Source organism: Flavisolibacter ginsengisoli DSM 18119, assembly GCF_900129295.1.
GTDB lineage: Bacteria > Bacteroidota > Bacteroidia > Chitinophagales > Chitinophagaceae > Flavisolibacter > Flavisolibacter ginsengisoli.
The window spans coordinates 256,875-282,444 of record NZ_FQUU01000004.1; the positions used below are offsets into that span (position 1 = coordinate 256,875).

Genomic DNA, 25,570 nt, shown 5'->3' on the forward strand with positions numbered 1-25,570 from the left:
CAATAAGACAACTAAATGATGCTTCGGAATAAGCCTCTCCCCGGCCAAGCCTTAGAGAGGCGATATTTAGGTAGCAGAAACATTGCATTTGGGTGGAAAAGCCCTGTTAGGGCGACATTTTATTTAATCATGGTGAACATGTATTCACAAATCTCTATTCAATAACTTATTAGGAAAGACATGCTGAGAATTTACAGCTAAAAAATGTCGCCCTGCTGGGGCTTAGTGATCCTTCTATGATGTCTTCTACCAAAATACCGCCCATACAGGGCTCTCCAAATGTTTCAGAATGATGCAATTGTAAAGAGTCTTGCCCTCTTCTCTGCGAACCTCTGCATCCTTTGCGATACTGGTTACGAAAGGAAATGTATAGGTTGGCTGCCATTAATATTGTAGTCTTTTTGTTTGGTTCTTAAGATTAGACTGCATCCTGGAAATTCTCTTCAACCTAAAGAACCAGAAACAAAAAACCAAAAACCATAAACTTTTCTTTCTCCCGACTCCAGGCTTCCCTATGGTTCCAGGAAACCAAACTTTCCCATATTAAAATCGTTTATGGCCTGCAATAGTTCTGCTTTTGTATTCATTACAAATGGACCTTGAGCAGCTATAGGCTCGTTAATTGGTTCACCACTTAATACCAGGACGATAGCATCTTCCAGGGCTTGGACTTCAAATCTATCACCTTCATTTTCGAATAATGCAAAATGATCTGCAGGCACCTCCTCTGTACCATTCACAAGAATACTTCCTTCGATAACCAGCAAGGCTGTATTATAATTTGCAGGGAAAGTAAATGTTGCCTTGCCATCCCTATTCAATTTTGCATTGAACAAATGCAGTGGTGTAAAGCTGGTTGCAGATCCTTTTACATCTTCATATTGCCCGGCTATCACTTCTATCAATCCTGCATTACCCGGCAATTGATATTTATTAATGCTATCATTGGAGAGGCTCTGGTATGCAGGCTGGCTCATTTTAAATTTGGCAGGAAGGTTTACCCATAGTTGCACCATCTGGAAATCACCACCTTCCCTGCTGAAGTTTTCTTCGTGGTACTCCTTGTGCAGCACTCCTGAAGCTGCGGTCATCCATTGCACATCACCTTCGGCAATTACACCGCCGCCGCCTGAGCTATCATGGTGGGCTACCCTGCCTTTATAAGCTATGGTAACGGTCTCAAACCCTCTATGTGGGTGCACGCCAACACCCCTGGGCTTATCCGTTGGGTGAAAATAAAATTTAGAGTTATAATCCAGCATAATAAAAGGGTTCATCCTTTTCATATCAAGCCTATAGCCGCCAGGAATGAAGTTGTGTACCCTGAATCCATCTCCCACATAATGAGGCTCACCGGGAGGAACAATCACTTCAATATTTTTTGTTGCCATAATATTTCATTTACTACACAAATCTACTATGCCGGATTAGCCCCGGCATTGATGTATGGTAAGAAAAAAACTTGATTCTGGTTAGGCAAATCGTTATTCGTATACCAATACCGGTTGTTTATAGACCATCAATTGCCTGCCTTATAATAATTAAATACACTTGCACAAGATGAAAGAAAATACAACTAAAACTTCTCTTCGCACTGCGTCTCTCATTGCCGGGTTCAGCTTGCTGGTTATGGTAATTGCTGCACCGTTTGTTGAGCTTTATGCCTATCCAAAGCTTATAGTTCCAGGCAATGCTACAGAAACTATAAACAATATCGCTGTCAACAAGGGACTGTATATTTATGTGTTATTCGGATACCTGCTTACATTTATTGCTGATGTTATTGTTGCATGGGCGCTGTATATTTTACTAAAACCTGTAAATGAATATCTTTCTTTACTAACAGCTATATTCAGGTGGATCTATACTGTCATTGCCCTGCTTGCACTCCTTAATCTGGTTACTGTTTACCGGATAGTAAATACTTCCGACTATCTAAATGTTTTTCAACCAGGCCAGTTGAATGCTGAAATAATGTTATTACTCAAATCTTTTAAAAGCAGCTGGTATTTTGGGCTGATCTTTTTTAGCATTCACCTGGTTCTGCTTGGATATTTAGTGATGAGATCCGGCTATATCCCTTTTATATTAGGTATAGTATTGATTATTACTGGTTTCGGTTACCTGTTAACCAATGTAAGACCCTACCTGTTTCCAACCATTAATGTTGATTTTGCTAAATACACTTTTTACGGTGAATTGATTTTTATGCTATGGTTACTAATAAAAGGCTGGCGAATAAAGGAAATGAACTAAGAACTTATGTATAAGAATTTTACAGGAAACCTTTTGATTCTTCACTTTGAATAATACTTTTTTGTAATTTAAAGGATCATTCCATTCAACTCGATTTATACTCATTAAAACCAAAGCGAAATGAACTTTAGCATTGCTGGAAAAGCATTCAAACTGCTTTTAATTGCTGCCAGCTTATTAGGCAGCTCTATTTATACGTTTGGTCAGACCAATATTGCCATTGCACCAAACAAAATGAATGTGCTTTACATTGGCGTTGATAATCCTTTATCAGTTGCAGCTTCCAATGGCAGTGATGAAAAAGTTACTGTTACGGTTACAGGTGGTGGAGGCACAGTATCAAAACTTGGATCAGGCCTCTATAATGTGCAGGTTACAGATCTGACCGATGAGTGTTTGGTGAATGTGTATGTTGATGGGAAAATAGCTGGCTCCTCTCCTTTCAGAGTTCGCAGTTTACCTGCTCCTTTCGCTACTGTGGGAGGTTATTCATCTGGTAGTAAAATAAAGGCTGACTCTTTCAGCTCCCAGCCTGGTCTCGGGGTATTCCTTAAAGATTTCCCTTTTGAAGTTAGGTACGAGGTGACTGGATTTACATTTACAGTGGGTGATGACCAGGGTAATATCAGGACTGCCGATTGTGCGAGTGCCCTTTTTACTCCCAGGGCTAAGCAATTAATAGACCAATATGCAAAACCAGGAGAAATGGTTACCATTGACAAGATCCGTGTAAAAGATCCTTCCGGGAAAGAATTGAAGATCCCTTCTTTGGTGTATTACATACAATAGCTAAATAGTTAAATGATTGAATAGTGGGCTTACACAAAGATCCTGGTAGTACTATCTTGCGTAGTTTACCTTAACCTGGCAACCTTTAGGGCAGTCGTGGATACAATTGAAAGACAGGGATGCATTTATATTGGAAACCTATAGGTATTTACTGTTTGTTTCCAGGTATACTTGTTCTCCTGGCAAGCCAGGCATCCTTTTCAATTCTATAGGTAAAATTGAGCTTTGGGGTTTCTCCAAAATAGGCCACTTCCTGCTTTCCCACCTTTTTAGCCCCTAACCGGCCAATGGCTATTTGAGAGCGGATATTAATAGCACCTACCTGGAAATTTACACAAGAAACAAAGTCAAAGAGATAATCGAGCAAAAGCGCTTTAACCGAGGGATTAATGCCCTTGCCCCAATATTCAGTACCATAAAAGGTATAGCCTATCATTATACTATTTTCTTCGGCATTAAAATCGTAAATGCGGGTACTTCCGGCCACCTTGCCGCTTGATCTGTCAATTACTTTAAAAGCACCTTTGCTTTGAATGGCTCCATCAAAAAAATTACGAAAAACTTCTTTCTTCCATCGGTCATTAGTAGGATGCTGTTCCCAAATCTTAGGATTTGATGCCACAGCATACAATTCTTCAAAATCAGTTTCCTTTAATGGATATAATATAGCCTTGTCGTTTTCCAATATGGGTTGCAGGTCAAAATGCATATCATGGTTCTTTTAACTCAATACTCTTATGGGTTGCCGGCATAGAAAATTAATCTTCAATATAAATTGAAAAGTTAGTTTAGTGTGCAACGTAAGATAAAAAAGTTTGAGATGTGAAACAGGATCCAGTCACAGGCTGCAGGATATATCCCAGGCTATTGCTTATTGTTTATTCCAATAAAACTATAATAAGATCTCATGAGAGATCATTTATTTTTCCATCTATTTACAGAAATAGAATCACCAATTGAAAAGCTCATTAAATCTTCACCCATAGTAACTTTCCCATCATAATGGGCCTTTGTTTTTTTCATTATTTCATCTTCAGTAAGACCACGGATCTTGACAATATGGGAATAAACAGCAAGCCCCGGACGTACAGTATTAAAAACTTTGGCAGCTTGTTCAGGAGTGGTATGATGCATCAGTATATTGTATTGGGGATCCGACTTGCTTAAAGAGTCCGGAGCTATGGCAACTTCATGTATTAATAGATCGGTCCCCCTGGCAAACCTGGATAGATTTTCTGAATACCTGGTGTCGCCTGATAATACAACCGAATGTCCATTATATTCTATTCGATAACCAAAAGCAGGGACCACAGGAAAATGATCTACTTCTATGGCAATAACCTTAACTCCATTTTTATCATACACAACACCTTGTTGTATTTCGGTAGTCAGAAACTTACTGCCTTCCTCTGATCTTTTATCATCTTCCACACGCATCCTGATGTCAAAAGCAAATGCCTTTCGTAAATTAATCAGCATTTCAGAAGTGCCTGATGGGCCATATACATTGAGTGGAACAACTCTTCTTGATACAAGCCAACCCGATAGCCACAGATCCGGGAGTCCAACTATATGATCAGAATGAAGGTGTGTTAGAAACAATGCTGAGATCTTGTCATAAGCAATATTTATTTGCCGTAGCCTTTGCAAACAACCTCTTCCAGCATCAAAAAGCAAAGTTTCACTTCCTGCCTGCACAAGAATACTCGGGCCAAACCGCTCCATAATAGGTTGAGGTGTGCCTGTACCCAATAAGGTAACTTTTATAATAGGTTGTTTGGAATGACTCGTATCTATCCCTCCTGTAACCTGGCCAAAACTAAAAAAGAAAAGAAAGGACAATATGCATGTTAATAGCAAGCGCATCTTCTATGAATATACAACTATATCAAGGAAGCGTGCATACATTTGAGACACATCAAATCATAACTTAAACAGGTGATGTCCTTAAAATTCAAAATACCATTCCCGAAAAATATATGAGTCTATTCCTATTTACACCACACCTCGGCAGCATTAGGCTATTTAGCTGATTTAATTTTGCCAGTTATTCTCCGGGTCAAAATTTACCATCCATTGTATACCATATTTGTCCGCAAACATTCCAAAATAGAAACCCAAAGGGCCGTCAGCCATTGGCATTTCTACTTTTCCACCCTCTGATAACCCTTTGAATAACTTGTCTGCTTCTTCCCGGCTTTCAGCACTAATTGAAATCGTATTCCTGTTATCATGTTCCGTCACCGTTCCCATAACCTCTAACACATCACTACCCATCAACATATTACTTTTTCTAATGGGCAATGCAATGTGCATAAGCCTGTTGGCATCATTTTCGGGTATTTGGAATTCAGAACTTGCAAGATCTTTGTAACGCATAACCTTTGAAAATTCACCGCCGAATACTGTTTTGTAAAATGTAAATGCTTCTTCGGCATTTCCATTGAAATGAATGTAGGGATTGATAAGTGCCATAGCTTCAATTTTTAAGTTAACTAATCATTGTTTCTTTATTCCAGTTCTTCACATTCAAATTGGTTATTTCTCAGCAGGCTGATTATAGGAGAAATAATATTTTCTTCGCTGTCAATACGCAAAACCTTGTCGCAGTCATCAAGGTCAAAATTCCATTTTGCCTTAACCAGTAATTGGTCAATATGCGGCTTTAGCTTTTTTGCCTGGATTTTCGTTCTGACAGTTGTTTTGAAAACGTAGATCATTTATGTGATAATGTAGCCAGGAGATTTTCAAGGTTACTTAACGACATTTTCATTCCTATTGTGAAGCCATCAAGTATTCTCTCGAGTCTTTCAAGAGATTCATTATAGATAGAGATGTACACCTTTGTTGTTCCATTATGCTCGCTGAAAGAATGATCCCATTCAGAACCGGGGAGTTCAGGATTTTCATCTTTGTCTGCAAAAGCATTGTACATTTTAAAATTAGTTTTGGGACTGATGGAAGTATATTCCTGGATGGCCCAACGTTCCACGCCTTCGGGGCTTACCATAGCATAAAATCTTTTGCCTCCCACTTTGAAATCCTGGTATTTTGTTTTGCATACCATAGGTTTGGGTGCCAGCCATTGATCTAGTAATTCTGATTTGGTAAATGCATCCCATACCAATGGAAGTTCGGCGTCAAATTCCCTGGTAATATTTACAGTCTTGGCCGCTTTGTCTACGGTAAAATCAAATAATAAGGCAGTGTTCATTTTTTATGTTTTTTAATAGTTGATAATACATTGTCAAGCTGATTGAACCTGGTTTCCCAGATTTTCCTGTATTGGCTTAGCCATTTGTCAATTTCTTTCATCTTTTCTATTTCAAGTGAATAATAGATCTCCCTCCCCTGTTGCTCCTGCTTTACTAAATCACATTCCGTTAAAATGCGAAGGTGTTTTGAAACAGCCTGCCTGGTAGTATTGAAATTTTCGGCAATGGCATTAGGTGTCATTGCCTGCAATGCTATTAAGGCTATAATAGCCCGCCTTGTCGGGTCAGCTATTGCCTGGAAAATATCCCTTCTCATATTGTTTACTTTATTTTAGGAAACCAATCAGTTGCAAATATATGCGCAACTTTTCGGTTTCCTATTATTTATTCAACTTTTTTTTAAAAAAAATTAAATAACAGGAAAACTATTATCATTTCCACCTCTATACTGTAATACTTAAATGAGTGTGATGAATCCGCACTACTTATTATTTCATACCAGGCTTTTCCGAACCCTTTACAACCATAACCTTTCAGCCTTACGGAATTAGAATAGGTAATCCTTACTGCAAATCATTTCTTTATCCCGCAGCTATAATGGAAAAATATATTGGTCCAGTTTTATTCTCCAGGCGTACAAGCAGGTTCATATAAAAGGCTTAATTTTTATAAGCATCCTCACACCCCTCCTTTACATAAAAATTGCTTCCTTGGTCCTTCTATTATGCAACGCCTATGTAACGGCTATGTAACGGCTCTGTGCCGCCTATGTAACGGCTCTTTAAAGAACCGTTACATACCAGTAACATACTTTTTTCATTCGGTTTTATTTTATGGATGGCCATTGTTTTTTACTAAGATTTTTAGTATTTTAGCATTGTAATTATTCTATTATCCTATAAAAACTATAACAATGGCCAGACTAACAGGTCCACTTGCCTTTACCGGGAAGCTGGATGGAATATCAGCCTTTAAACGCAAAGGCAGCAACCGGGTGATTCTTCGACCACGCTATGGTCCCAGCAAAAAAGATGTGGACACCAAACCTTCATACGACAATACACGAAGGGTAAATAAAGAATTTGGCGGACGCTCAACGGCCGCTAAATGGATAAGGGATGGATACCATGCCCTGAAACTTATTGCAGACAGTGATAACCTTTCAAACCTCAATGCACTGCTGTTGCCCATACAACAACTGGACACCGAAACAGAATATGGAAAACGGTCGGTTATTCTTTCCTTAAACAGGGGGTTGTTAGAAGGCTTTAACCTAAACAAATGGCATCCTTTTGAATCTGTGATACAAAACCCTGTTGGCTGCACTGTGTTAAGGGAAGAACTAAAAGCCCTGGTTAACGTACCTGCATTAATAAAAGGAGTAAACTTCATCCCTCCCACTGTTCATCCATTTTTCAGGGTGGTGGCAGCTCTTTCCATTGTGCCAGATCTTTACTACCACCAGGTCAGGTACAGGCCCATTGGAAGTTATGAAGGTTTTCGCCCGGGAGTAGTGAAGACAGCATGGATGGCAGTTCATACACAAACTGAGGCTATAAACCTGGAGTTGACGTTGCCTGCTATACCACCGAATGATCATTTTAGCCTTGTGCTTACCATGGGCATTGAAATGGGAACTGCCAAAAGCCTTTCGCTTATTGAAGGGATAAAATATGCAGGCTGTGGGAAAATAATGGCGGTAAGGTAATAAGCATGTTCCAGGACTATGAAATACAAAATCGCTAAATTATCTTTATGCCTGGCAGAACAAAAAGGAAACACTTGGTTTGGAAATTCCAGTTTTCTTAAATGTTTTCTGTTATAAACCGTTCCCACCAAAACATAACTTCTATAAAATGGACCAGAAGAACAAAGTCAGATCAGGACTAATTTTCGGAATTGTAACATCCCTATTTTTCATTCTCCAAAATTTGCTCACCCGTGATGATCTTTCCACTCAAAATCTTATTATAATAATTGCCTCGTCATTGTTTGGAGGAGCTCTTGCGGGGTTCCTATTTGGATGGCTGATTGGATTATTTGCTAATTCCAAATTTTTAAAGAACGGTACAAATATTGACACTGCTAGCAATGAAACCATTGTATTTAGTACAGGTGCCAATCATTTCCAGGGAGTTGAAGGTGTAGGTGGTAAATTATACCTCACCAATAAGAGATTGATATTTAAGTCCCACAACTTTAATATCCAGAATCATGAATTCTCGATTAATTTATCAGACGTTGACGAGGTGCATAGGTATAGCACCTATGGCATCATCAATAACGGGCTATCAGTTACAACCTCTGGCAATGTCATTGAAAAGTTTGCTGTCCAGGAACCAGAAGAATGGATGTTTCAATTAAAAGAAAAGAATAGCTTACAATCCGTAGAACAATAAAAATTACATTGCCCTGCATGCTTACATGAAGTGTTTTACCAGGCTTCTCCCAAAACGACATATATACAGGGCAAGTTAGTATGAAAGAAATACAATTGCATTATAATTCATTAGGTAGGTAACCAGATGAAAACAGTAATATAACAAGTCATCACAGGTTAAGTATCCAGAATACCTGCCATAAAGCTATATATGCTTCAAGGCAGGTATTGGCTGATCTATCTAAATTTTCGCAGGTTTGTTAACACGCGCATAATAATGTTATTCGCATTTATATGCCCCTAATGTCCTGCAGTCTATTGTCATCACTAAGTTGTAGCTCATCCGGCTTTTTATTCGTGTTATTTAAGTTTAAGTAGCCTGATGGTCTGGTGTTGTTCTCCCTGCATCACTTCAGCAAAATATAATCCTGCCGGGTAATTGCTTCCAACCTCAAGGCGGGTGTTGGGGTTAATGGTCAAAGCTTCCTTCACCTTACCTTCTGCACTATATATCTGTATATACACTTTCTCATCACTGTTTATACTTTGTACATCCACTGTAAAAGCAGAGTGGCTTGGGTTGTTGAATGTGAAAACTTTCAAACCATTTCCTTTTAAGAAATCTGACTTTGTAACTGGTTCTTGCTGCGGAGAAGTGATACAGTTGCCCAGGTATGCTCCTCTTGCCAATTGTGCAGGTACGGCTGAACCACTGACACAAATGTTATTTGGCTTGCCTGAAGGATTTGCCTGGCATAACTCAACTTTATCATTCTTATTGCCGCAGCGTACATCTGCCACAGCAATTGTTTTGCTAATTGTAACGGAGCATCCTGAACCCTGTGTGATAGTGACACTATAGGTTGTTGAAGTTGTTGGAGATACTGTAATGGACTTCGTTGTGGCACCAGTGTTCCATGCATAGGTATAAGGTCCCGTGTTGTCTGTTTGTGCCGTTAAAGTAATGCCTGATGCAGGTGCATATCCTAAGTAAACCGTATTAGGCGATGTACCCTTTAGCAGGGCATAAGTATCAGGGATCGTAGCACTTATGCCGGCAGCGTTGAAAGCTGGTAATGGATAGGTGTCATTATGAAGGGATGTCATGTAGGCATATGTACTACCTCCCTTAGTTGCAGGAGTTGTTGTTCCAACAAGATAAATAGAGTCCTGGTACAAGGCCATAGCCGTTGCCCTTAAGAAACTTCCCAGGACAGTTTTACCCTTTCCATCAAAACTTATCTCGTTTGGTGGAGCGGTGTTGTATATATTGAGTGTAGTAGGTTCACCAAAACTTTCATCCAACGTTCCGTCTGCAGTGAACCGTGCCACCGCCATAGAAATATTAGGCACAGTAGGACAAGGGCACTGAAACAGACCTGCCGTGCCGGCAAGTAGTATTTTGCCGTCTGCCTGCAAGCCTACAGAAACTGCATAATCATTGTAATGATTAATATCCAGTGTCACCATTCCATCGCCACTAAAGCTGTTGTCCAGTGAACCATCCGCATTAAAACGCAACAAGGCGAAGGCTGACGTGCCGTTTGCAGGTGTGTAGGTAGCGGAAACCAATATCTTACCATCTGTTTGTATAGCCAGCTCACTGAAATTGTTTACTCCATTTGGGATGACAACTTGTGTAAAGGAAGGATCAGGGGTGCCATTCTCATTGAAGCGTGTGACCTGGTGATCTCCTATGGCTACGATCTTTGCATCCGGTGTAACAGCAATCTTTGTAATGGGAAAGCTTGCACTGGCAACCCCATTGGTACCAAAAGAAGGATCTGTTGCTCCATCGGGAAGCAGTCGTGTGATACTACCACCGGCAGTTAATATTTTGCCATTGCAAAGAACTTTCACATCTGTTCCGGCAATGCTTACTGTGCCACCGGTACCAAAGCTTTGGTCAGGCGTTCCATCGGTATTAAAGCGTCCCATCTTGTCTCCTATTACAATAAATTTTTCGCCCTGCCAGTCTATACCCATACCTGTTGACCAGTCGTTGTAATAAATGCCCAAGGAGGTGATCATACGGCCCGGACCACCAACGGCCACTATCTTGCCTTGACGGCTAACGGCTATATCGTTATAAGTTTGGGATATACCAAAATACTGTGAATAACCTGCTATTATTAAAAGCAGGTAAAATGCATTAAAAAGGAAAAGCTTTTTCATAATCTTTTTTTAAGCGTTAAGATTGTTGCATGGTTCCTGATAGAGCTTGCAGAATAGAGCAGGATAAGTAAAAGGCTATTCGTAGGGGGCGTGAGCAGAGCCTGGTTCTAGTGAAGTCCTGACTTAATTTTCTAAGGTAAAATATTAGGAAATTTATTTCTATGACAGTCGTCAGCGGAATGGTAGATATAGGTTGGGGAATACAAATTGAAGAGGTGTTTTGAAACATTAATTACAAAGCATCTTTTCAAGAATGTACTGCAACTCTTTAGAGTATTCACAGTTGACCTTATAAAGAATGATTGAGCATGAAAGCTAAGGCTTGGTGTACAGCAATTTCAGGTTGTATATAAGAAACGCCTAATTCAGCAATGCCGCTAACTTTAGGTATAATAATGTTTACAGCAGTAATAAAATAACTGCCTGGCCCTGCTCAATATACAAACAACCTACTTGAACAGCATGCCCGCCAAATAGCATACTGACCCAGTGTTCACTAACAACCCTTGTCACTTTAGAAGTAAAAGAATAATTGCTGCAACAATACCCGCAATAGTAAGATAGACACCTGAACTGAAAAGTTTTGTTCCTGGTTTGAACATCCAGAAAGCTGAGATGGACATGAAGAGCAGAGCTATTGCAAAAATTGTGGTGAAATAATGAGCTATACTTTTACTGGAAGATTTGTGAAGGCCGGTAAACGGTAATATCCAGGAATACCATTCTTTAGTGACATATTTAGCCATACCGGTGCTTGCATTGTAGGTACCTTCTTTATAATAAACAATATCTCCCTCTGTTTTTAAAGGTTTAAGATCCCTGAGTTTCAGTTTAGGCCCCAACTCTGAAACAGGCAGGTTTGCCGACAATTGCACTTCATGCACCACTTCATGCTTTAGCAACTCAGTATCCCTGTAAGTCTGTATAATGCCGCTCAGCCCATAAATGAGCACCAGGCCAACAATAAAGAACCCGATCTTGTTATGAAGAAAGCGCATATACCAGCGTATATTTCTTTTAGGTCTGGATGTTTCCTTTTCCATTTTGATGAAATTAATCAGATTGTAAATTTCTTGTAGGGCACCAATCCCTAGTGCTTAACAGTAACAATTGCAATATATAACCGGCCTTATTAAAAAAAACACTGCATTTGTTAAGTTGGGTTAAAGAATTGAATTTTGAATCAATTGGGTTCATAAGGCAAATTGGTTATTGAGCAATACAAAATGCAATTAGAAATATTTCTAGTCAACCACTCATTCAGTTAAAATTTACCTTTGAATGCATATAAAGTATTAGTTACAACAACTCATCAAAACTTTAAAATAGGAACCATGGCAAGCGTTAGTACCTACCTGAATTTTGTTCACAATACCGAGGAGGCATTTAATTTTTACAAGTCTGTATTTGGAGGAGAATTCACCGGCAACAGGATAGCCCGGTTTGGAGATATCCCTGCTTCACCAGGTCAGCCACCTATGAAGGAGGAAGATAAAAACCTGGTGATGCACATTGAATTGCGGATATTGGACAGCCATACATTAATGGGTACAGATGCGCCGGAATCAATGGGCTTCCACGTAAACTTTGGCAATAACAGCCATATCAATTTGCAGCCAGACACAAGAAAGGAAACAAAGGAATTGTTTGACAAGCTATCTGCCGGGGGCAAAGTAACCATGGACCTGCAGGATATGTTTTGGGGCGATTATTATGGCAGTTGCACAGATAAATTTGGTGTGCAGTGGATGTTTAATTGCAGCGAAAAGAAATAGAACTAGGAGAACCCGGATTAATAGAATTTTATTGGATTGTTAAGGAGAAGAGAACCAGGATTACTATTATTATATTGGATTGTTGAGGAGAAAGGAAACCCAGAATAAGTATAGTCTTAGATAGGCGTCCTGGTACCAAGCCCCAGAGGGGTGGTATTTTGGTAGCATAAAGATTAATTATCGAGGACAAAGCCCTGTAGGGGCGCCATTTTAATTATTCGTAGAGAGAATGTAATCACAATGCATATTCTGCTTTCTCTTTTCTTTTGGGGGTAAATAGTATCGCTAAGAACGCAATGGACCCGCAAAGAAAAACGCAAAGAATAGATTCGGGCATATATACTACCTAATTGCGGGTATTAGATCACTCTACTGTTTAACAAATCCTTTAAAATCAAATTCCCTTTCTATTAGCTCCAGGATTTGAACCACTTTTCCTGCTTCAGGAATATCATGCATATACATATCTGGCACTGCATAGGTATACATCCTGTAACTATTTCCGTTAGCATATTCAACTTCTACTCCATCAGAATGAGTTGGTAAATCATAACCAGGTAAACTATGAAAATCAGGCAATGTAGTGATGTCCAGCTTAAAAAGTTTCCTGGTAAAACTATTCCATCCTGAAGCCGGATCCCTGAATGCTGATCTTTTACCAATGGATGCTCCTTTTTCAAAAAAGAAGTAATTAAACCTAATCAGTTCTGCAGACCAGGTTGAATTTTTATTAGTTAATATAAAGAGTTGACCGGTATCTTTATTTGGATAACCACGCCAAATACGAATTTGCAATCCATCAAAACCATTTTCCAGCGTTTTTAATGCCAGGGCATTCATTAATTTATAGTTTCTATCTCGTGTAGATTTATTTTGCTCCGATTGAGGAATATCCCTGGTAATCGCTTCATGGCCTTTATCCAATCTTTCAATTTTTATGGCCGGCTCTTCACATGAACCCAGGAACCAAACAATGATTAAAAAAGTTATTGATCGCAAACCATATCGCATAATTGAAATTAATTCTAATTAATATTATGGATGGGAAACTATTGCCCTGATTTTTAATTTTGACTTTTACCTTTTGCCTTATCTTCTCCATTCAATCCTATCAGGTATTCAAACAAATTCATTTCTGTGGGAATACCTAATTTTTTGCGCAGGCGGTAGCGGCTTATCTCTACTCCCCTAACTGAGATGTTCATGAGTTGTGCAATCTCTTTGGTTGAAAGATTCATACGGAGGTACGCACAAAGCTTCATTTCATTGCCTGTAATAGCCGGATGCTTTTCTTTCACCCTTACCACGAAATCGCTATGAACAGTATCAAAGTGTTTAGTAAAATTTTCCCATTCCTTATCTACCTGGTCGTCCTCGCTGAGCGTTTTGATCATCTTTTTCAATTCGCTTATGGCCTGCTCATTTTCCAGTCTTTTCATTACCTGTGTCAACTCGCCTTTCACTTTGGTCAACAATTCTCCTTTTTTCACCAGGTGCATGGCAGAAGAAGCCAGCTCCGAATTTTTGAAGTTAATGTCTGATTCCAGTTTCTGGTTGCGCAGTGCTACCAGTTCACTTTCTGTTTTATTGCGTTCCAGTTCATGTATATATAAAAGCTTTTGTTGCTCCTCCTCAAACTTTTTATGTTGAAGCTGAAACTTCTTATGCTGCCAACGATACACTCCGTAGATGATGGCCAAAAGTAACAACAGGTAAAATAGTTTGGCTATTGTGGACTGGTACCAGGGGGGCAATATGGTAAAGGCATAGCCCGACACTGCCGATTCGTTGCCCAGGTTATTGCGCACCTTTACCTCGAATCGGTAATTGCCTGCCGGGAGGTTGGTGTATTCCTTTTCAGTGCGTCGGGTCCACTCAGACCAATTGTCTTCAAAACCATCCAGCCGGTAACTATATTCAAGGTTGGCCTGGTAACCAAATAAGGTAGATGCAAATTCAAAATGAAGCGTCTTCCAGCTATAAGACAGTTCAGGAATATCCTTGCTATCCTGCAACTGCTTTTCATTAACATTTTTAAAATAGCCGCCAAATAAAAGGCTGTCTTTTTTACCCGTAATACGCACCGTTCTAACCTGGACCCTGAGTTCGGGGACTGTCTTTTTATATTTTGCCAGGTTGATATGGTAAAACCCGGTTTCACCCCCCATGAAAACATTGCTCTCATCAATAGGATATATGAATTCAAATCCACTGAGCATTTTATTATTTAATTCAGGCAGGTAAAGGATATGGGGTTCCTGGCCACTTAGGTCTGCCAACCCTAAATTCTTTTCATGGATGAACCAGATATTCCCTTCAGCATCTTCCTTCAGGTAACGCAGGCTTTGATTTCCTAATAGTTTTTGATAATAGGGTGATGGCTCAAAAGCATCCTTTTGTGCATTGTATTGGTAAACACCTTTTTCTGTAGCTATAAGTACCCTGTTCTTTATTTTATAAGCATGGTTATTTAATAAGGAAGGCAAGCCATTCTTATCCGTATACGTTTTTTCAACATAAGCCCCATCAGCATTTTTGCTGATTCGGAACACCCCATGGTATGGGTGAGATACCCAGATATTATCATCCTGGTCGATAGCCACAAACCTTGATGATTCTGAAAACCATGGCAGATCAAATGAAGGAATGAACGATCCACCCCGGTAATCAAAGAATTGCAATCCCTTATAATGTCCTGCCACAATTTGAGAACTGGCTAACGTTGACGACAAGGGCACAAAATTCCAAAACCCCGCTTTATGTGATACCTGCACGGCTTCATTACCTTTTATTATAAAAGCACCTTCGTGGTGACCTAACAGTAACTGGTCATTAATCTCTGACAGGCTCCATGTCTGGCCACTGGTTCCCCTGACAAGGGAAAAGTTTCCTTTACTAAAACTAAGGTCTTTTACAGGCTGTAAGGGCACCTGGTATAAACCGTTTGAAGTGCCCATAAATAAACTTCCATCATGCCTCATTACAGCATATCCTGATGCATCTCCTGTGAGGGGACTGATATGTTTGATAGCGCTGTTATAGGCAATAAAAGCTATTCCATTATCGAGACCGAGCCAGAGGTTGCCCTGGTTGTCAAGGAAAATACTCAGCACATTATTATTCTGTATCTGTTCCTTCCTGGAAAAGCCCTGGATGATATTGCCTTTATGGTCTATTATATATATACCATTATTATTGGTGGCCAGCCCCACCCAGTCTGAATTAATGGAAACCGCCGAATAGATGCGGGCATCCTTGAACAATTGGTTATTGACAGAATTAAATTTTGTTATGCCTTTCCGGTTAAGGTAGAAGATGCCGTTTTTTAAAGTGGTTACAAGAGCACTATCCTGGCCAACCGGCAAAATAGCAGTTAAAGGATCGCTCAAAGGAAGTTCGCTTTGAATACCAAGGGGTTTCCATGTACTGGAAACGAAGTGCAACAGGCCTGCCTGGAAATCCTGTGCATAAAGCTCTCCGCGGCACACACCCATAAAGGCCCACTCCAGCGGTGCGGCAAAACTGGTAATCGTTTCATCGGTGAGCCGAAAGATCTTACTGGAAGAACGGAAGAATACATCCTTTTTAAAAGCAATAATATCCCAGACATCCCCAAAAGACCGGTCTTTAGCCGGAATCTCGGGCACCAGGGAATGATATTGTAGCTTGCCATTGGCACCGGGAAGGAAATATCCCAATTCATCCTGTCCGCCAACATAGATACGGTTATCAGGGCCTATCTCCAAAGAACGTACAATGGTCCTGTTGGGCAATGGATATAACTTCCAATACCTGCCGTCGTAACTAAGAAGGCCTTCATTATTAGCTATATAGATAACTCCGTTTTTATCTTGCTTAATATCCCAGTTTTGCAGGCCTGCACTATATGAAGATTTGGAATAATTGATAACATCGGGGAAGCCAATGGTATTTTGGGCATACAGGTTAATGGGAAAGAATAGGAGTAATAGCAATTTTCTCATCTGGTGGCTGACGCGTTAGGTTGTGAAAGTATAAAAAATTACATGATGTAGTAATGATGTACCTCATTTCCCTGTAAAATCAGCTATTACGCCAGGTTGATGTAGTAATGAAGGGGCGCTTTATTTTACAATTGTAGGGTGGCTGAGTACTTTTATTCCTTCTTCAATTAAACTAAAACGATTTGCTTTATGAGAGTAAAGAGACTACTTCTGTGTCTGTTATTATTATCAGGAAGTTTTATGCAGCAGGTAATGGGTCAAAACCTGGCTGTTTCAGGCACAGTGAAAAGCAAGACCTCCGGTGAACCCCTGGTTGGGGCTACGGTTACCGTCAGGGGCACTTCCAACTCCACCCTCACTGATGCTAATGGAAAATTTACCATTAGCGCTTCAAGAGGTGCCCTGCTGGAGATCACGCATACGGGCATGGTGCCATTCAGCCATGTCGTTTCCAGGACAGAGGATATAATGATTAGTATGGAAGAGAGTTCCAACTCCACCCTCAGTGACGTAATTGTCGTAGGTTATGGTACACAGAAAGTGACCAAAGTGTCCGGGTCAATTTCCACAGTTAAAAGTGGGGACATTGAAAAATTGCGTCCTGTGCGTACAGAAGAAGCACTACAGGGAAGAGCATCGGGTGTCAATGTGATCCAAAGTGGATCGCCGGGCTCAAAGCCTACCGTATTGATAAGAGGTATCCCCTCTTTTTCCGGCACCGACCCTGTAGTAGTAATAGATGGTGTTCCTCAAACATTGACAGACCTGAACTCCATTAACCCTGCAGATATTGAATCTATTAACGTATTAAAGGATGCTGCCACCACTGCCATTTACGGGGTGAAAGGGGGCAATGGTGTGATCGTAGTTACAACCCGCACCGGAAGAAAGAACCAAAAGACAGAGATCACCGTAAATAGTAATTATGGCGTACAGGAAGTAATGCATACCATCGGGGTTTTAAATGCCACTGAATATGCCGCCATGATCAATGAGGGAAGTGTAACCGCTGGTGGACCTATCATTTTCCCGGATCTGTCAACCATTGGTGTAGGTACCAACTGGCAAAACGAGGTATTTCACAGGGCGCCTTTACAAACACATACTGTAAGTGCAAGGGGCGGAGGTGATAAAATGGCCTTCTTCCTTTCCGCGGGGTACTTAAACCAGGGTGGCATTGTGGGTGGAATGGATAAATCAAGATTTGACAGGGGCAACTTCACTGCCAACCTGAATTTTGATATATCCTCCCGTTTAAAGTTTATTGTCAATGCCACTGGTGTGGTTCTCAATGGAAAGGGCATTCAGGAAAACTCCTTCAACAGCGTATTAGGTAGTGCACTGAATTTTGACCCTACCGTATCAGTTTATAATACAAACTCAGCCGTGGCAGGTAAATATGGATACAGCAACCTGTTACTTTCAGAGATATTCAACCCTCTGACTAAACTGGATAATACCTATAATAAGAATGTTGGCAATAAGCTCTATGGTAAGTTTGAAATGCAATATGATGTATTAAAAAACCTGAAACTGACCTCCCGCTTAGGCTATACAAAATATGATGGCAATTCAAAATCTTTCAGCCCATTGGTTTTCTACGGACCATTAAATGTGGAGAACTCTATGAATGCAGATGGCTCTACTGTAACCGGTAAGCATAACAGCGTATCTCACGATAAGGTCAGCAATTTTAATTATACCTGGGAAACATTTGGCAACTATAATTTCAATGTATTAACCGACCACCATTTTGAAACAGTATTAGGATTCTCTTTAGCTAAAACTTCTGGTAATGCTGCAGGCGCTACCAGGCAGGATGTGCCTTTTAACTCCTGGGAGTTTGCCGATTTTACGGCCGCCACAGGAAGTAATTCAGCAACCAATACCAATGCGTTGAGCGGTTATTACTACCAGTATTTCAGACGGAACCTATCCTATTTTGGCCGCATGAACTATGATTACAGGGATAAATACCTGGCATCTTTTACAGCCCGCCGCGACGGATCCTATGCTTTTGGCAAGGATAATAAATACGCCAACTTCTATTCCGGTTCTTTAGGTTGGGTAGTAAGCCGTGAAGATTTCTTCCATAGTAATTTTATTGATCTTTTCAAGATAAGGGGAAGCTATGGTTCTATTGGAAATGAAAATGTGAACCCTCAATATGTGGGAATTATTACAGGTGGACCAAGCTATGATGCCATGGCTAACAGCAATGGATATACATTTGGCGATGTCTTTTACCCAGGATCAACAGTAGGTTCGGCGGCAAATGATGCGTTGAGATGGGAAAAGCAATTGCAGGCCAACCTTGGTTTTGATCTGAACTTCTCACACAATCGTTTTTCTTTATCGGCCGATTATTTCCAGAAGAAAGTAGATGGTTTACTTTTTACCCCTTCTGCTTCCCTTTACCTCGGAACAGTACCTATCCCAACTGCCAATATCGGCTCTACCGAAAGCAAGGGTGTTGACCTGACCTTGGGTTATAACGACAAGTTTGGAAAGGATATTCGCCTTTCAACTTCACTGACGTTTACTACAGCTAAAAATAAAGTAACAGCGACGAACAGCGACGGTACAGCTAAAATACCTGGAGGAGGCTATTTCAATGGACAATCACAAACAGTGACAGTATTTGAAAAAGGTTTCACCCCCGGTTATTTTTATGGATATAAGACCAATGGATTGTTCCAGACCGCAGAAGACATCAGTGCTTCTGCCACTCAGAATGGAGCCAGACCTGGAGATATCCGTTATGTAGATGTAAATGGTGATAAAGTGATCAATGCTGCCGATCAAACTAAAATTGGTGATCCATTCCCGGATTTCACAATGGGATGGAGCCTGAATTTTGAGTTTAAGAATTTCGACTTCAATGCCTTCACCTATGCCTCTGTGGGAAATGATATATACAGGGCTTATGAAAGAAATGCCAACTACTCCAACAAGTTCAGGGGAGTGCTGGCAAGATGGACAGGCCCGGGCACTACCAATGAGGCAACTAACCCAAGATATTCTTTCACTGATGATAACAGCAACATCCGTGTTTCTGACAGGTATGTGGAAGATGGTTCTTTTGTAAAGATCAAGAACCTTCAGCTGGGGTATACATTCCCACAGGGTGTGACCAAAAATATCTTCAGCAAGCTGCGTATTTATGCACAGGTGAAAAATGCCTACACGTTCACCAAATATTCAGGATATGATCCGGAGATTTCTGGTGGCATACTGGATACAGGTGTTGACCGTGGTGCATATCCACAGCCAAGGATCTATTCATTCGGTGTTGATATCAAATTATAAATCTTCCAACAAATAATTACAATGAAGAACAATCATATAAAAATACTCAGCATGCTGTTGGTTATGGCCATGCTGACATCATGTAAAAAATGGGTGGATTACAACCCTCATGAAGATTACAAGATCACGGAGCTTGACTATTTGAAGTCAGAAAGCGATTACCGCACCATGGCAATCAGCGTTTATACTCCCCTCCAATGGCTCAACCAGGTGGTACCTGTAGGCGAGATAGCTTCTGACAATGCGGTGAGTGGCGGAGAGAATGCGTCAGACGTTTTATCACTGCAACAAATAGATGATTACACATTGACACCTGTTAACTCAACACTCACAGAGATATGGAGATCGGCCTATGAAGGGATCAACAGGGCCAACTATATGAACCAGTACAAGGCTACCAATCTTGCAGGCCAGTCAGTAGACTTTGCCGGTAAGGAAGCCTTATATGGCGAGGTGTATTTTTTGAGGGCCTATTATTATATCACGCTGGTGAAAATGTTTGGCGATGTACCCCTTTTTACTGATAAAAGATTAAGTCTTTCTGATTCCAGGACGCTTCAGCGTTCCTCCAAAGCAGAAGTGTACAAACAAATCGAAGCTGACCTGACTCAAGCTGTAGCCGTGTTACCAGCTATTCAAACACAGAAAGGAAGGATCACAAAGTATGCTGCCCAGGCTATGCTTGGCAAAGTATATTTATACCAGAATAAATTTGAAGCCGCAGCAGCCATGCTGGAAAATGTTATATCTGCCAATGCCTTTACATTGGTTGATAACTTTGGCTCTATTTTCTTAGCCAGTGGTGAGAATGGACCTGAATCTGTTTTCGAGATACAATATTCCAACACTTCTCCTTATTACAATTGGGGCGGTGCTACCAGGGGACAAGGCAACTATGCAGTGCAGCAAACAGGCATCAGGGGTTTGAACGGTTCAGCGCAAATGCCTTATGCAGCCGGATGGAGTACCAACCTTCCCACACAGGACCTGGCCAATGCCTACCAGGCAGGCGATCAGCGTAAGGATGTTACTGTACTGGATATTGAAGCCTACAAGGCAGCACATCCTGATTACAATATTACCTACCAGGTGGCACCCTATAAGAATACAGGACTGTATAACCAGAAATACCTGCCTCGCAAGGGTGAAACTTCCGGGCAACTGGAATTGAACTATACCAATAATTTCAGGATCATACGCTATTCAGATGTGTTACTGATGGCGGCCGAAGCGTACAACCGCTCTGCTACACCAAATGATGCCAAAGCGCAGGAATACCTGAATAAAGTACGTCGTCGTGCCTTTGGCGACAACCTGCATGATATAACTGCTACCGGGAGTGCCCTGACACAGGCTATCTGGGATGAAAGAAGACTGGAACTGGGCATGGAAGGTGATCGTTTTTTCGACCTGGTCAGAACAGGACAGGCAAAGGTGAAACTACCCAAGTTCGTTGTGGGTAAAAATGAAGTGTTCCCTATCCCCCAGGAAGAAGTAAATATCTCAGGACTTACTCAAAATGCAGGGTACTAATCACTAACTATTTAAACTTTCAACATGAACGCATCAAAATATATAATAGGAATAGCGATGGCGGCCCTGGCTGTGATGCTGGGATGTAAGAAGGAAGAGTACAATGATGTTTCCTTTGTACAGACGGCCAATGCACCTGACAAGCTTTCAGCATTTTTCGATATTACGCAGGATAATACAGGCCTGGTAACCATAACACCTAACGGTGAAGGTGCCAGCTCCTACCAAATCTATTACGGAGATAATACTACCACTCCTGTAAGCATTGCTCCGGGGAAAAACACGCAGCACGTATATGCCGAAGGTGTGTACAATGTGAAGATTGTGGCAAAAGGGCTGAATGGGAAAACAACAGAAGCTACCAAACAACTGACTGTTTCCTTCAAGGCTCCGGAGAATCTTGAGGTAACTGCAGCTGCTGATGCTTCCAACCAGTTCAAGTACACGGTATCGGCAAAAGCAAATTATGAGACCGTTTTTAAGGTATATTTTGGTGATGTAGCAAATGAAGTGCCTCAATCCTTCCTTGAAGGAGAAACGATCTCTCACACCTATGCAAGTGTAGGCACGTATACTATTAAAGTAGTAGCCCTGAGTGGCGGAGCTGCAACGACGGAGTTTACAAAGCAAATTACCATTGTTGACCCGGTGCTGTTACCACTGACATTTGAATCTGCCACATTGATTTACGAGTTTTCTAATTTCGATGGAGGTAACACAACGGTTATTGCGAACCCACATGCTGGCGGCATCAACACCAGCGCCAAAGTGGGCAAGATGGTGAAGAACCCCGGGCAGGTATGGGGCGGAAGCGTGATCAGGATGGGAGCACCAATAGATTTCTCAACCAATAAGATCTTCCGCATGAAAGTATACTCGCCACGTGTAGGCGCCAAAGTGTTGCTGAAGGTTGAAAACCCATCCGATGGATCAATAAGTTTTGAAAAAGAAGCAGTAACCACCGTAGCCAATGCCTGGGAAGAGTTAGGCTTTGATTACAGTGCTATCAACACCAGTAACGTATACCAGAATATTGTGCTGATATTTGAATTAGGTACAGTTGGTGATGGCTCAGCTAATTTCACTTTCCTGTTTGATGATATCAGGTTGACCAACAGCATGCCGGTACCACCAGGTGCCGCTCCAATTTCGTTACCAGTAACATTTGACGATCCCGGAGTAAATTATACTGTCACTGATTTTGGAAATAACCAGACGGTAGATGCTGTTGATCCGGACAATGCGTCCAATAAGGTGAAAAAAACTACTAAACTAAATGGCGCAGAAACCTGGGCTGGAACAACAATAGGCACACCTGTTGGTTTTGCAACGCCTATACCGGTAACAGCCACATCCTCTAAAATGAGCATCAGGGTATATTCTCCTGCAGCTGGAATACATGTAAGGCTGAAAATTGAGGATCACAATGACAATACAAGATCAGTGGAAACAGAAGCCATAACCAGTGCTGCAAACGCCTGGGAAACCCTTGTATTTGATTTTAATAACCAGGCTGCCGGAACAGCTGCTTTCAATAGTTCCTACACATACGACAAAGCTTCTGTTTTCTTTGATTTCAATGTAGCCGGTAATGGTAAAGTATTTTACTGGGATGATGTAATGATGGCAGCAGCTGCGCCTTCATCCAGCTCATTGGGGCTACCCCTGGATTTTCAATCTGCAACATTGAACTATACCTTCACCAATTTTGATGGAGGTAATGTAACGGTGGTTAATAATCCTGATGCTTCAGGCATTAATACCAGCACAAAGGTGGCTAAGATGGTGAAAAATGCCGGACAACCCTGGGCAGGAAGTTATATCACACTGGACAATCCCATTGATTTTTCTACACAAAAGACGGTAAAGATGAAAGTGTATTCTCCGCGTGTGGGTGCTAAAGTGCTGTTGAAAGTGGAAAACCTTACAAACGGTGGTATCAGCTATGAAAAAGAAGTAACTACCACTACGGCTAATGCCTGGGAAGAGTTAACCTTCGATTACAGCGGTATCAATACAGCCAATTCTTACCAGAAGGTGGTTTTGATCTTTGATAATGGCACCATGGGAGATGGATCTGCAAACTTTACCTATTACTTTGATGACATCAGGCTTAATTAATTTCAAAAAATAAAAAGTATGAATAATACGATAAAAATATTTGCCTTCCCATTCCTGGCTTTAATGGCTGGAATAAGTGGTTGCAAAAAGACAGAATATCAATTCGGAGAGTTAAAAACTCCTTCTAACCTGGCATTGACAACCGTCGTGGCCGGCGTAGATGCTAACAATCCAGATGGCAACGGAACAGGTGCTGTGACAATTAACACCAGTGCATCTAATGCCATTACTTATAATATTGATTTTGGAGATGGCATTAAACAGATCGTTCCAACTGGAGCTATCAATTATAAATACACTACACCAGGCACGCATGAGTACACCATTACCGCCAATGCCATAGGAACAGGAGGCAACACTTCAACGATCAGCAAAAAGGTCAAGGTATTTGTGGCCTTTGAAATACCTGCCAACATTATTCAGTTCCTGACCGGTGGATCTTCAAAAACCTGGATGACAGCCAATGAAGAACCAGGACATGTTGGAGTGGGCCCGGCCGACCAGTTCTCTCCTATCTGGTATGCTGCTACACCCAATCAAAGAGCAGAGTGCCTGTATGATGATGAGATCACTTTTACAAAAGATGCGAATAATAACATATCCATGTCGATAGACAATAAAGGTCAATCTTTTTCTATTGGCGCGGCAAGTGCTTATTATGGAGCTAGCGGTGGTGATGATTGCTATACGATTGATGTTGCTGCCCCAAGGAAACTTGCATTCATGGGTGCCACATCAGCTTCAACAACAGCTAATTCCACGCGTATACAATTTATGGTGCCTGGCAACGGGTTGATCAATTTTGGAACTGGTGGAAACACCTATGAGATCCTGTCAATCTCTGAAACACTAGTCCAGCTACGTAATATTGGAATAGATGGAAATGCATGGTATCAAATATTGAAAGCCAAATAATTTAAAAAGGATAAGGCCTTAGGGTCTTATCCTTTTTTCTAATGGTGCAATAAAATAATTAAAATGAGATCTATGCCATTTTATATCCTGGCCATCTTATTGGGACTGTTTTCATGTAGCAAGAAGAGTGATTCACCTACACAAAATCCTGTCCCGTCAAACCTGGTAGTGAATGCAATACCCAGCACAGATAATAGTGGCAATGTAAGTTTTACAGCTACTGCCACCAACGCTGTGAGTTACGAATATGATTTTGGCAATGGTGTCTTTCAAACCGTACCTACAGGGGTTGTGACTTACCAATATCCAAACGGCGGCACTTATACAGTAAATGTGACGGCTAAGGGCGCTGTAGGGCAAACTATTTCCAAATCCTTACAGGTAACTGTGGCTACAGCCCTGGGGCTGGTATGGTCGGATGAATTCAATACCAACGGCGCACCGGATCCTGCCAAATGGGGCTATGACCTTGGTGGTGGTGGCTATGGTAATAATGAACTGGAGTATTATACCAACAGGCCTGAAAATGTGATCGTTGAAAATGGTGTTTTGAAGATCAAGGCTATCAAAGAGAATTACAATGGCAGTGCTTACACTTCGGCACGGCTGCTATCAAAAGACAAGTTTGCATTCAAATATGGCAAGGTGGAAGTGAGCGCTAAATTACCTGCAGGTGTGGGTACATGGCCTGCCATTTGGATGCTGGGCAGCAATATCTCCACGGCCGGCTGGCCTGCTTGCGGTGAAATAGATATCATGGAACACCGGGGCAGCGAGCTGAATAAGATCTTTGGAACACTCCACTATCCCGGTCACTCCGGAGGTAACGCCGATGGTAATACGAAGATGATCAGCAATGCCACCACTGCATTTCATAAATATTCTTTGGATTGGTCAGTATCGGCCATAAAGATCTATGTTGATGACCAGTTGATCCATACGGTTGCCAATACAGCAAGTCTTCCTTTTAACCAGGATTTTTTCTTTATTCTCAATGTAGCTATGGGAGGAACTTTTGGGGGAACAGTAGATCCCAATTTTACTAATGCAACTATGGAGGTAGATTATATAAGGGTATATAGGTAACAGTACTTTCCCAGGTAACCAGGAGTCAGATTT

General features: G+C 41.1%; 21 protein-coding genes. 10 read left to right on the forward strand and 11 right to left on the reverse strand.

The genetic code is table 11. The annotated features are described in order from the left end of the window. Nucleotides 1-512: 512 nt before the first annotated feature. Complete coding sequence (locus BUA53_RS06645; protein WP_072834571.1) at nt 513-1,391, reverse strand: pirin family protein; 879 nt, start codon at nt 1,389-1,391, stop codon at nt 513-515. Nucleotides 1,392-1,560: 169 nt separating this feature from the next. On the opposite strand from BUA53_RS06645, the gene BUA53_RS06650 reads away from it, so the two are divergent. Both BUA53_RS06650 and BUA53_RS06655 read left to right on the forward strand, forming a co-directional pair. Further along, nucleotides 1,561-2,256 carry a DUF4386 domain-containing protein gene (locus BUA53_RS06650; RefSeq protein ID WP_072834572.1) on the forward strand — a complete coding sequence of 232 codons (696 nt, stop codon included), beginning with the start codon at nt 1,561-1,563 and terminating at the stop codon, nt 2,254-2,256. 120 nt (nt 2,257-2,376) lie between these two features. Next, nucleotides 2,377-3,045, forward strand: coding sequence for a GldM family protein (locus tag BUA53_RS06655; RefSeq protein WP_072834573.1), 669 nt, complete (start codon nt 2,377-2,379; stop codon nt 3,043-3,045). A 148-nt stretch (nt 3,046-3,193) separates the two neighbouring features. Here the strand turns inward: BUA53_RS06655 and BUA53_RS06660 are convergent, their stop codons facing one another. From BUA53_RS06660 to BUA53_RS06685, 6 genes are all read right to left on the reverse strand, one after another. Continuing rightward, the gene (locus BUA53_RS06660; RefSeq protein ID WP_072834574.1) at nt 3,194-3,754 is read right to left on the reverse strand and encodes a GNAT family N-acetyltransferase; all 561 of its coding nucleotides are present in this window, start codon (nt 3,752-3,754) and stop codon (nt 3,194-3,196) included. Between the two features lie 206 nt (nt 3,755-3,960). Beyond that, nucleotides 3,961-4,911, reverse strand: coding sequence for an MBL fold metallo-hydrolase (locus tag BUA53_RS06665; RefSeq protein WP_084079866.1), 951 nt, complete (start codon nt 4,909-4,911; stop codon nt 3,961-3,963). A 168-nt stretch (nt 4,912-5,079) separates the two neighbouring features. Then, nucleotides 5,080-5,520 (reverse strand): VOC family protein, encoded by a 441-nt coding sequence (locus tag BUA53_RS06670; RefSeq protein WP_072834575.1) that lies wholly within the window; start codon nt 5,518-5,520, stop codon nt 5,080-5,082. A gap of 35 nt (nt 5,521-5,555) precedes the next feature. Beyond that, on the reverse strand, nt 5,556-5,765 hold the full coding sequence (locus BUA53_RS06675; protein WP_072834576.1) for a hypothetical protein: 210 nt from the start codon (nt 5,763-5,765) through the stop codon (nt 5,556-5,558). After that, nucleotides 5,762-6,259: an SRPBCC family protein gene (locus BUA53_RS06680; protein WP_072834577.1), complete on the reverse strand. Its 498-nt coding sequence runs from the start codon at nt 6,257-6,259 to the stop codon at nt 5,762-5,764. Before BUA53_RS06680 ends, BUA53_RS06675 begins: the two co-directional genes overlap by 4 nt. Beyond that, a complete protein-coding gene (locus BUA53_RS06685) occupies nt 6,256-6,576 on the reverse strand; it encodes an ArsR/SmtB family transcription factor (RefSeq protein WP_072834578.1) in 321 nt (106 codons plus the stop codon). The genes BUA53_RS06680 and BUA53_RS06685 overlap by 4 nt, the downstream gene beginning before the upstream one ends. A 597-nt stretch (nt 6,577-7,173) precedes the next feature. Here BUA53_RS06685 and BUA53_RS06690 point away from each other — a divergent pair. Further along, the gene (locus tag BUA53_RS06690; RefSeq protein ID WP_072834579.1) at nt 7,174-7,968 is read left to right on the forward strand and encodes a hypothetical protein; all 795 of its coding nucleotides are present in this window, start codon (nt 7,174-7,176) and stop codon (nt 7,966-7,968) included. A 148-nt stretch (nt 7,969-8,116) separates the two neighbouring features. Then, on the forward strand, nt 8,117-8,659 hold the full coding sequence (locus BUA53_RS06695; RefSeq protein ID WP_072834580.1) for a GRAM domain-containing protein: 543 nt from the start codon (nt 8,117-8,119) through the stop codon (nt 8,657-8,659). Nucleotides 8,660-9,000: 341 nt separating this feature from the next. On the opposite strand, the gene BUA53_RS06700 is transcribed toward BUA53_RS06695, so the two are convergent. Further along, the gene (locus BUA53_RS06700; RefSeq protein WP_072834581.1) at nt 9,001-10,815 is read right to left on the reverse strand and encodes a T9SS type A sorting domain-containing protein; all 1,815 of its coding nucleotides are present in this window, start codon (nt 10,813-10,815) and stop codon (nt 9,001-9,003) included. Nucleotides 10,816-11,324: 509 nt separating this feature from the next. Then, nucleotides 11,325-11,858 (reverse strand): hypothetical protein, encoded by a 534-nt coding sequence (locus BUA53_RS06705; RefSeq protein ID WP_072834582.1) that lies wholly within the window; start codon nt 11,856-11,858, stop codon nt 11,325-11,327. 291 nt (nt 11,859-12,149) lie between these two features. Here BUA53_RS06705 and BUA53_RS06710 point away from each other — a divergent pair, with 291 nt between their 5' ends. Next, nucleotides 12,150-12,590 (forward strand): VOC family protein, encoded by a 441-nt coding sequence (locus BUA53_RS06710; protein WP_072834583.1) that lies wholly within the window; start codon nt 12,150-12,152, stop codon nt 12,588-12,590. A gap of 369 nt (nt 12,591-12,959) precedes the next feature. Here BUA53_RS06710 and BUA53_RS06715 read toward each other — a convergent pair whose 3' ends face one another. Both BUA53_RS06715 and BUA53_RS06720 read right to left on the reverse strand, forming a co-directional pair. Next, the gene (locus BUA53_RS06715; RefSeq protein WP_072834584.1) at nt 12,960-13,601 is read right to left on the reverse strand and encodes a hypothetical protein; all 642 of its coding nucleotides are present in this window, start codon (nt 13,599-13,601) and stop codon (nt 12,960-12,962) included. A gap of 53 nt (nt 13,602-13,654) precedes the next feature. Beyond that, nucleotides 13,655-16,573 carry a ligand-binding sensor domain-containing protein gene (locus BUA53_RS06720; protein ID WP_072834585.1) on the reverse strand — a complete coding sequence of 973 codons (2,919 nt, stop codon included), beginning with the start codon at nt 16,571-16,573 and terminating at the stop codon, nt 13,655-13,657. A 240-nt stretch (nt 16,574-16,813) separates the two neighbouring features. Between BUA53_RS06720 and BUA53_RS06725 the strand changes: the two genes are divergently transcribed. From BUA53_RS06725 to BUA53_RS06745, 5 genes are all read left to right on the forward strand, one after another. Continuing rightward, nucleotides 16,814-19,882: a SusC/RagA family TonB-linked outer membrane protein gene (locus BUA53_RS06725; protein WP_217652945.1), complete on the forward strand. Its 3,069-nt coding sequence runs from the start codon at nt 16,814-16,816 to the stop codon at nt 19,880-19,882. Between the two features lie 21 nt (nt 19,883-19,903). After that, nucleotides 19,904-21,415, forward strand: coding sequence for a RagB/SusD family nutrient uptake outer membrane protein (locus tag BUA53_RS06730; RefSeq protein WP_072834587.1), 1,512 nt, complete (start codon nt 19,904-19,906; stop codon nt 21,413-21,415). 24 nt (nt 21,416-21,439) lie between these two features. Further along, nucleotides 21,440-23,536 carry a hypothetical protein gene (locus tag BUA53_RS06735; RefSeq protein ID WP_072834588.1) on the forward strand — a complete coding sequence of 699 codons (2,097 nt, stop codon included), beginning with the start codon at nt 21,440-21,442 and terminating at the stop codon, nt 23,534-23,536. Nucleotides 23,537-23,554: 18 nt separating this feature from the next. Then, on the forward strand, nt 23,555-24,451 hold the full coding sequence (locus BUA53_RS06740; RefSeq protein ID WP_072834589.1) for a PKD domain-containing protein: 897 nt from the start codon (nt 23,555-23,557) through the stop codon (nt 24,449-24,451). Between the two features lie 63 nt (nt 24,452-24,514). After that, nucleotides 24,515-25,537, forward strand: a complete 1,023-nt coding sequence (locus BUA53_RS06745) for a family 16 glycosylhydrolase (protein ID WP_072834590.1) — start codon at nt 24,515-24,517, stop codon at nt 25,535-25,537. Nucleotides 25,538-25,570 lie beyond the last annotated feature (33 nt).

Bases quoted from the DNA above. Each gene is read 5' to 3' on its own strand.
- BUA53_RS06730 (WP_072834587.1), top strand. From the start codon at position 19,904: ATGAAGAACAATCATATAAAAATACTCAGCATGCTGTTGGTTATGGCC.
- BUA53_RS06700 (WP_072834581.1), bottom strand. From the start codon at position 10,815: ATGAAAAAGCTTTTCCTTTTTAATGCATTTTACCTGCTTTTAATAATA.
- BUA53_RS06740 (WP_072834589.1), top strand. From the start codon at position 23,555: ATGAATAATACGATAAAAATATTTGCCTTCCCATTCCTGGCTTTAATG.
- BUA53_RS06645 (WP_072834571.1), bottom strand. From the start codon at position 1,391: ATGGCAACAAAAAATATTGAAGTGATTGTTCCTCCCGGTGAGCCTCAT.
- BUA53_RS06720 (WP_072834585.1), bottom strand. From the start codon at position 16,573: ATGAGAAAATTGCTATTACTCCTATTCTTTCCCATTAACCTGTATGCC.
- BUA53_RS06695 (WP_072834580.1), top strand. From the start codon at position 8,117: ATGGACCAGAAGAACAAAGTCAGATCAGGACTAATTTTCGGAATTGTA.
- BUA53_RS06725 (WP_217652945.1), top strand. From the start codon at position 16,814: ATGCAGCAGGTAATGGGTCAAAACCTGGCTGTTTCAGGCACAGTGAAA.
- BUA53_RS06655 (WP_072834573.1), top strand. From the start codon at position 2,377: ATGAACTTTAGCATTGCTGGAAAAGCATTCAAACTGCTTTTAATTGCT.
- BUA53_RS06675 (WP_072834576.1), bottom strand. From the start codon at position 5,765: ATGATCTACGTTTTCAAAACAACTGTCAGAACGAAAATCCAGGCAAAA.
- BUA53_RS06705 (WP_072834582.1), bottom strand. From the start codon at position 11,858: ATGGAAAAGGAAACATCCAGACCTAAAAGAAATATACGCTGGTATATG.
- BUA53_RS06690 (WP_072834579.1), top strand. From the start codon at position 7,174: ATGGCCAGACTAACAGGTCCACTTGCCTTTACCGGGAAGCTGGATGGA.
- BUA53_RS06650 (WP_072834572.1), top strand. From the start codon at position 1,561: ATGAAAGAAAATACAACTAAAACTTCTCTTCGCACTGCGTCTCTCATT.
- BUA53_RS06745 (WP_072834590.1), top strand. From the start codon at position 24,515: ATGAGATCTATGCCATTTTATATCCTGGCCATCTTATTGGGACTGTTT.
- BUA53_RS06715 (WP_072834584.1), bottom strand. From the start codon at position 13,601: ATGCGATATGGTTTGCGATCAATAACTTTTTTAATCATTGTTTGGTTC.
- BUA53_RS06710 (WP_072834583.1), top strand. From the start codon at position 12,150: ATGGCAAGCGTTAGTACCTACCTGAATTTTGTTCACAATACCGAGGAG.
- BUA53_RS06680 (WP_072834577.1), bottom strand. From the start codon at position 6,259: ATGAACACTGCCTTATTATTTGATTTTACCGTAGACAAAGCGGCCAAG.
- BUA53_RS06685 (WP_072834578.1), bottom strand. From the start codon at position 6,576: ATGAGAAGGGATATTTTCCAGGCAATAGCTGACCCGACAAGGCGGGCT.
- BUA53_RS06665 (WP_084079866.1), bottom strand. From the start codon at position 4,911: ATGCGCTTGCTATTAACATGCATATTGTCCTTTCTTTTCTTTTTTAGT.
- BUA53_RS06660 (WP_072834574.1), bottom strand. From the start codon at position 3,754: ATGCATTTTGACCTGCAACCCATATTGGAAAACGACAAGGCTATATTA.
- BUA53_RS06735 (WP_072834588.1), top strand. From the start codon at position 21,440: ATGAACGCATCAAAATATATAATAGGAATAGCGATGGCGGCCCTGGCT.
- BUA53_RS06670 (WP_072834575.1), bottom strand. From the start codon at position 5,520: ATGGCACTTATCAATCCCTACATTCATTTCAATGGAAATGCCGAAGAA.